6 protein-coding genes are annotated in these 6,326 nt (G+C 72.9%); all 6 read left to right on the top strand.

The window, feature by feature from the left end; genetic code table 11:
• The first annotated feature begins 1,045 nt into the window (after positions 1–1,045).
• From GSF22_RS29000 to GSF22_RS35145, 6 genes are read left to right on the top strand one after another with little or no spacing between them, the layout of a single operon-like run.
• Entirely contained in the window at positions 1,046–1,483 is a 438-nt protein-coding gene (locus GSF22_RS29000; protein WP_208817068.1) for a phage tail protein, read from the top strand.
• A gap of 3 nt (positions 1,484–1,486) precedes the next feature.
• Entirely contained in the window at positions 1,487–2,263 is a 777-nt protein-coding gene (locus GSF22_RS28995; protein ID WP_208817066.1) for a CIS tube protein, read from the top strand.
• Positions 2,253–3,995 (top strand): VgrG-related protein, encoded by a 1,743-nt coding sequence (locus GSF22_RS28990; RefSeq protein ID WP_208817065.1) that lies wholly within the window; start codon positions 2,253–2,255, stop codon positions 3,993–3,995. The genes GSF22_RS28995 and GSF22_RS28990 overlap by 11 nt, the downstream gene beginning before the upstream one ends.
• 19 nt (positions 3,996–4,014) lie before the next feature.
• Complete coding sequence (locus GSF22_RS28985) at positions 4,015–4,296, top strand: PAAR domain-containing protein (protein WP_208817063.1); 282 nt, start codon at positions 4,015–4,017, stop codon at positions 4,294–4,296.
• A 3-nt stretch (positions 4,297–4,299) separates the two neighbouring features.
• The gene (locus GSF22_RS28980) at positions 4,300–4,710 is read left to right on the top strand and encodes a GPW/gp25 family protein (RefSeq protein WP_208817061.1); all 411 of its coding nucleotides are present in this window, start codon (positions 4,300–4,302) and stop codon (positions 4,708–4,710) included.
• Positions 4,710–6,233, top strand: a complete 1,524-nt coding sequence (locus tag GSF22_RS35145) for a putative baseplate assembly protein (protein WP_244454324.1) — start codon at positions 4,710–4,712, stop codon at positions 6,231–6,233. Before GSF22_RS28980 ends, GSF22_RS35145 begins: the two co-directional genes overlap by 1 nt.
• Positions 6,234–6,326 lie beyond the last annotated feature (93 nt).

Below are 6,326 nucleotides of genomic sequence, written 5' to 3'. Positions count from 1 at the left end.
GAGCCGGCCGGCGCTCCCCCGCCACCCCCGCCGGTGGTCGCCCGGCTCATGGGTGACCGGCCGCCGGTACTGTTCAGCGGCGTCGAGCCGGTGGCGTCGACTCCGGTACCGCCGGCCGTTCAGCGTGTGCGGTGGGAACGGGACGAGCCGGAGTACCCCGGTCAGCCGGGTACCGGCCCGGCCGTTCCCTCCGGCGCACCGTCGGTTGGGCAGCCGGGTGACCCGGGTCCCATGCCGGGACCGTTCGGCGGGGCGGATCTCGACCGGACCCCAGCCAGTACCGCGACGCTGTCGACCGGCATCGCAACGTCGCCGGTCGGCGCCGCGTCGCTGCCGGTCGGCGTCCCGGTGCAGCGGTCGACCGGGTTGGGCGGCACCACCTGGTCGACGACGTCCGCCAGTGCCGGCGGTAACCACTGGACAGGCGGCCACTGGACGGGCAGCCGACCGGGCGACAGCAGCCCGGGGCCGGCGACGACGGGTGCCGTACCCGCATCCGGGTCACCGGTCGGGACGTACCCGGCACCGGTGCAGCGGTGGGTGGGTGCCCCGCTCGGGTCCGCACCCGAGGCGACGACGGCCGGACAACCGACGGGATGGCCGACATCGACACCGCCGGTGGTGCCAGCGCCGGCACCCGTGCCGGTACTGGCCAGGCCACGCCCGGCAGACCAGCCGGTGTGGCAGCGGGCCACCGGGTGGGACGACCCGCTCCCGACTCCCGACAGCCCGCCAGCCGGCGATCCGCCAGCAGCAGCACCGCCGCCGCCGAGCGATCCTCCCGCCGACCCGGTTGGCGACGCGACACCTCCGGCACCGGACAGCCCGACAGCAGCACCGGCAGCAGGCAGTCCGGCAGCGGGCCCGGCCGGCGCAATGGAGCCGGAGGAACTACTCAAGAAGTTGTACGACCCGCTGCTGCGCCGGCTGCGGACCGAGCTGCGGCTCGACCGGGAACGGCACGGGGTGCTCGGCCCCGGCTGATCCCCACCAGGAATGGCAGACCGGCAGGAAACGAACCCGAGAAGAAGAGCGAGGAGGAGCGATGAGCAGGGACGAGGTCGCCGTCGCGATCGCCTTCGTCGTGAAGATCGACGACCAGGATCTCGGCGCGTTCAACACCTGCGACGGGCTGGGGTGCGAGGTGGTCGTGGAGCAGCGGGAGGAGGGCGGCAACAACGGTCACGTCTGGCAGTTGCCGACCCGGATGAAGTTCTCCAACGTGAAGCTCTCCCGCCCCGTCACCGCGGACAGCGCGAAGCTGATGCGCTGGTTCTCCGGCATGGCCAGCGGGCTGCGCCGCAAGACCGCCACCATCGAGGCGCGCACCCTGGAGGGCACGGTGATCGCCCGGTGGGGTCTGCTCGACGTGATCCCGGTGCGCTGGACGGGCCCGCAGTTGAGCCCGGACAACCCGAAGGTGGCTGTGGAGACCCTGGAACTGGCCCATCACGGGTTCTTCGGCCCGGGTACCGGGGGGTGACCGGTGAGCGCCTCCCCGGTCACGTTCAGCGCCGCCGGCAGTTCCGGTGGGCCGCAGGGTGGTGCCCCGCCCCAGCTCACCCACGCGTATCTGCAACTGCACGAGCCACCGCGCAACGGCGGGACCGCCTCCCCCGGCCCGGAGCTGAGTCGGATCCCGTTCCAGTTCAACCCGAAGGAACTGGCCCTGACCAAGACCGCCAAGTGGAAGCGGGACGCGCAGCGCAACGCGAAGAAGAGCGGCGTACCCGAGTTCACCGGTGCCGACCCGGCCAAGCTGACCCTGGAGATGTTCTTCGACGCCACCGACACGATGGACGCCTCGGTGGTGAAGCGGGTCGAGGAGCTCTTCGCCTGCTGCGTACCGACCGAGGCGAGCCGGCAGCAGAAGAAGGGTTCCCCACCGTGGGTGGTGTTCCACTGGGGCGGGATGGTCGGCTTCCCCGCCTTCGTGGCCAGCGTCAACGCCAAGTACACGCTCTTCACCCCGGGCGGTACACCGATCCGCGCGCTGTGCACGGTCACCCTGGAGGAGATCTCCGGTGAGCAGTCCGGGCAGAACCCCACCTCCGGGGCGCTGGCCGCGCGGAACGTCCATGTCGTCGTCGCCGGGGACACCCTGCACTCGATCGCCTACGCCGCGTACGGGCGGGCCGGGCTGTGGCGGGTGATCGCCGAGGCCAACGGGATCGACGACCCGATGCGGTTACGGCCCGGGCGGGCCCTGCTGGTGCCCGCACCCGAGGAGTTGTCCACGCTGGTCGGTGCGCATGGCCAATGAACAGTTCGCCAACGCGCTGCTGGTCGAGGTGGGCGGCAGCGCACTGCCCGCCGCGGTCGCCGGCCTGCTGACGTACGCGGCGGTCGACGACAGTCGGAACCTGCCGGACCGGTTCGTGCTGCGTTACCGGGACCCGGACCGTTCGGTGCTGGCCAAGGGCGGGTTCACCATCGGTGCCCGGGTCACGTTGACCGCGCAGAGTTCCGATCCGGGTGGGCCCCTGCCGTTGCTGACCGGTGAGGTGACCGGGGTGGAGTGCGAACTCGACGCACACGGCACGTTCACCGAGGTCCGTGGCCTGGACCTGACCCACCGGCTGATGCGCGGCCGGCGGGTGGCCGCGTACCCGAACATGACGGTCCCGGACATCGTCCGGGCGGTGGCGCAGCGGGCCGGGCTGCCGGTGGGCCGGGTCGACCCGGTGACCGGCTTCGGTGGTACGCCGGAGGTGCAGATCAGTCAGGACAACGTCAGCGACTGGGTGTTCCTGAACCGGCTCGCCGGGCTGGTCGGCGCGCAGGTGACGGTCGTCGACGGGGCCCTGCACCTGCGGCTGCCCCAGCCGCCGGCCGGCGCACCGGACCCGTCGGCGCGGGCCACCGAGGATCCGCTGGTGCTGGAGGTCAACCGCAACCTGGTGGCGTTACGGGCCGGGATCACCGCCGCCGCGCAGGTGCCCGAGGTGACCGCCCGGGGCTGGGACCCGGACACCAAGCAGGCGGTCGACGCCGCCGCGACACCCCGGGTACCGGGTGCGGAGGGGATCGGCGCCGACCCGGCCGCGCTCGGGCGCCACGTCGGTGCCCCGGCGTACCTGGTGGCCGATCCGACCCTCGGTACCGACGCGGCGGTCCGGGCGGCGGCCGGCGCGACGGCCGACCTGCTCGGTGGTGGCTGCGCCGAGATCGAGGGGGTGGCCCGGGGCAACGCCCGGCTGCGGGCCGGTGCGGCGGTGGCCCTGGCCAACGTGGGTGCGCCGTTCGAGGGGAGGTACGTGCTGACCAGCACCCGGCATGTCTTCAACGAGCAGGCCGGCTACACCACCGCGTTCACCGTCTCCGGCCGCTCGGACCACACCCTGTACGGCCTGTCCGGCGGCGGGGCGCCGGCCGGGCGGGTGGCCGACGGCCTGGTCCCGGCGGTGGTCAGCGACGTCCGGGACCCCCGGAAACTGGGGCGGGTCCGGCTGACCCTGCCCTGGCTGGACGGGAGGTACACCACCGGTTGGGCGCGGGTGGTGCAGGCCGGTGCCGGGGCCGACCGGGGTGCCGTGCTGCTGCCCGAGGTGGGTGACGAGGTGCTGGTCGGGTTCACCGGCGGCAACCTCGACGCCGCGTACGTGCTCGGTGGTCTGCACAACGGCCGGGACAAGCCGCCGGAGCTGGACACCGATCCGGTGGACGGGGGCAGCGGTCGGATCGCGGCCCGGGCGCTGGTGTCCCGGACCGGTCACCGGTTGGAGCTGCTGGAGGCCGGCAGCGGCCCGGACGGGGTCCTCATCGCCACCGGGGACCGGAAGTTCCTGGTGCGGCTCGACCGTACCGGCAACCAGATCGAGATCGTCAGCGACGGCCGGGTGACCATCAGTGGCCGTGACGGGCTGACCCTGGACGCCGGCTCGGGGGCGCTGGAGCTGGCCGGGCAGCAGGTGACCGTACGCGCCCGCGCCGACCTGGGCATCGAGGGCGGCAGCGCGGTGACCGTCCGGGGCGGCATCGTCCGGATCAACTGAGAGTGAGGGGAGATGAGCCGTGCCAGCAGCCGCCCGCGTCGGTGACCCGACCGGCCATCCGGGTACGCTCGGCGGCCCCGGCGTGCCGACCGTGCTGATCGGCGGGCAGCCCGCCGCCACGGTGGGCACGATGCACGCCTGCACCTTCCCCGGTACCCCGCCGCACCCGCCGTCGCCGGTGGTGCCGCCCGGCTGCCCGACGGTGCTCATCGGTGGGCGGCCGGCCGCGCGGGTCGGGGACCTGACCGGTTGCGGGGCGCCGATCCTGAGCGGCTGTCCGACCGTGCTGATCGGCGGTTGAGCGATGGGCGACGACTTCGTCGGCTCCGGTTGGGCCTTCCCGTTGCGTACCGGCCCGACCGGGGGGATCGCGCTGGTACGCGGGGACCGCGAGGTGGTGGAGAGCATCTGGCTGATCCTGAGCACCGCCCCGGGTGAACGGCCGGGCCGGCCCGAGTTCGGCTGCGCGATCCACGAGCTGGTGTTCGCCCCGGCCGACCCGTCCACCGCCGGGCAGATCGCCTACCAGGTCCGGCGGGCGTTGGACCGGTGGGAACCCCGGATCGAACTCGACGACGTACTGGTGGACTTCACCGACGCCGCCCGGGGTGAGCTGCTCATCGACATCCGGTACCGGCTGCGGCACGACAACGACCCCCGCAACCTGGTGTTCCCGTTCTACACCATCCCCGCGCACGAGCCCGGAGCGGACTGATGGCCCTGATCCCACCGAACCTCGACGACCGGCGTTTCCAGGACCTGGTGGACGACGCGAAGCGGATGGTGCAGCAGCGCTGCCCGGAGTGGACCGACCACAACGTCTCCGATCCGGGGGTCACCCTGATCGAGACGTTCGCGTACCTGGTCGACCAGTTGCTGTACCGGCTCAACCGGGTACCGGACCGGCACTACGTGAAGTTCCTCGACCTGATCGGGGTCACCCCGTTCGCGCCGTCGGTGGCCTCCACGGAGGTGACCTTCTGGCTGTCCGCGCCCCGGGACGTGCCGGTGGTGGTACCCGCCGGCACGCACGTGGCGACGGTACGCGCCGAGAACGTCGAGCCGGTGACCTTCGAGACGGTCCGCGAATTGACCGTACCCCCGTGCGAGCTGGTCGCGGTGGCCACCGTGACGGCCGGTGGGGAACAGGCCGACCGGACCGGTGACCTGGGCGGCCCGGAGCGGATCGCCGCGTTCGCCGACCCGCCGGCCCCCGGGGACGCCGTGCTGTTCGGTCTGGACCGGCCGGTACCGGGCTGCGCGGTGCTGCTCACCATGGACTGGGTGGTCGCCGGGCGGGGTGTGGACCCGACGAACGCCCCGCTGGTGTGGGAGGCGTGGACCGACGGCGGTTGGGTGCCGTGCCCGGAGGAACGCAACACCACGGGTGCGCTGAACCGGGCCGGTGAGGTGGTCCTGCACGTACCGGCCGGACTCGACCGGGCGTACCTGTTCTCCCTGCCCCGGGACCTGGTGGTCGACATTCCGGCCTTCCCGGCGGCGGGTTTCCCCGGCCAGCGGACCAAGCTGACCCATGCGATGAGCTACGGCAGCCGGGTACCGGGCCGGCGGGGCACTCCCGACCCGGCCCAGGGTTACCAGCTGCTGGCGACCACGGTGAGCCGGTACACCGGGATCGACCGGTTCGACGGGGGCGCGATGCTCACCTTCGGCGGGTTCGACAACCTGGTGGACGCGATCGGCGGGGTGGACCTCACCATCGACCAGCGGGTGGTCTCCCGGCACCGGCAACCCGACGGGAAGCACCGCCGGGCCGTGCCCGGTGGTTACGCCGGCCCGCAGATGGTCTACCAGCCCGGCCCGGCGCACCTGAACGGCTGGCAGGCGATCGACTACGCCCGGCAGCGGTACCTCACCGGGGGCGACTACGCCCGGCAGCGGCACCAGCAGCAGCTCGTCAAGGCCATGGTCCGGCAGATCCAGGGCGCCGACCTGGCCCGCGACCCGGGCCGGGTGGACGCGATCGTCCGGTCCCTGGGCCGCGCGATGACCTTCGTCGGGGACGGGTACCGACTGGTCGACGTCGCGTACGCCCTCGGCGGGCTGCGCCCGGACGCGCTGACCCTGGTCGGGCTCCCCGGCCGGTCGGTGGGCAGTGGCGCCGGCTACCGGGGTGAGCAGCTCGACCCGGTGGGGCGGCGGTTCCTCACCGAGCTGCGGGCCGGCCGGGTCGAGGCGTTTCTGACCGCCAACCCGAAACTGGTACTCAAGGGCTGACCCCAGTCGCGCCGATCTTGCAGTCGCGGCCCCGACACAAGCAACAAAAGGAACAAAACAGGGGCCTAAAGTGCAAGATCAACACTGCTGGGC

The organism is Micromonospora echinofusca (assembly GCF_017614955.1).
Classification (GTDB): Bacteria; Actinomycetota; Actinomycetes; order Mycobacteriales; family Micromonosporaceae; genus Micromonospora; species Micromonospora echinofusca_A.
Note: the sequence above shows the minus strand (reverse complement) of the source record. Positions and strands in the feature narration are given on the sequence as shown.

What these genes read in the sequence shown, in the direction of transcription:
- GSF22_RS29000 (WP_208817068.1), top strand. Translation starts at nt 1,046, where the DNA reads ATGAGCAGGGACGAGGTCGCCGTCGCGATCGCCTTCGTCGTGAAGATC.
- GSF22_RS28990 (WP_208817065.1), top strand. Translation starts at nt 2,253, where the DNA reads ATGGCCAATGAACAGTTCGCCAACGCGCTGCTGGTCGAGGTGGGCGGC.
- GSF22_RS28980 (WP_208817061.1), top strand. Translation starts at nt 4,300, where the DNA reads ATGGGCGACGACTTCGTCGGCTCCGGTTGGGCCTTCCCGTTGCGTACC.
- GSF22_RS35145 (WP_244454324.1), top strand. Translation starts at nt 4,710, where the DNA reads ATGGCCCTGATCCCACCGAACCTCGACGACCGGCGTTTCCAGGACCTG.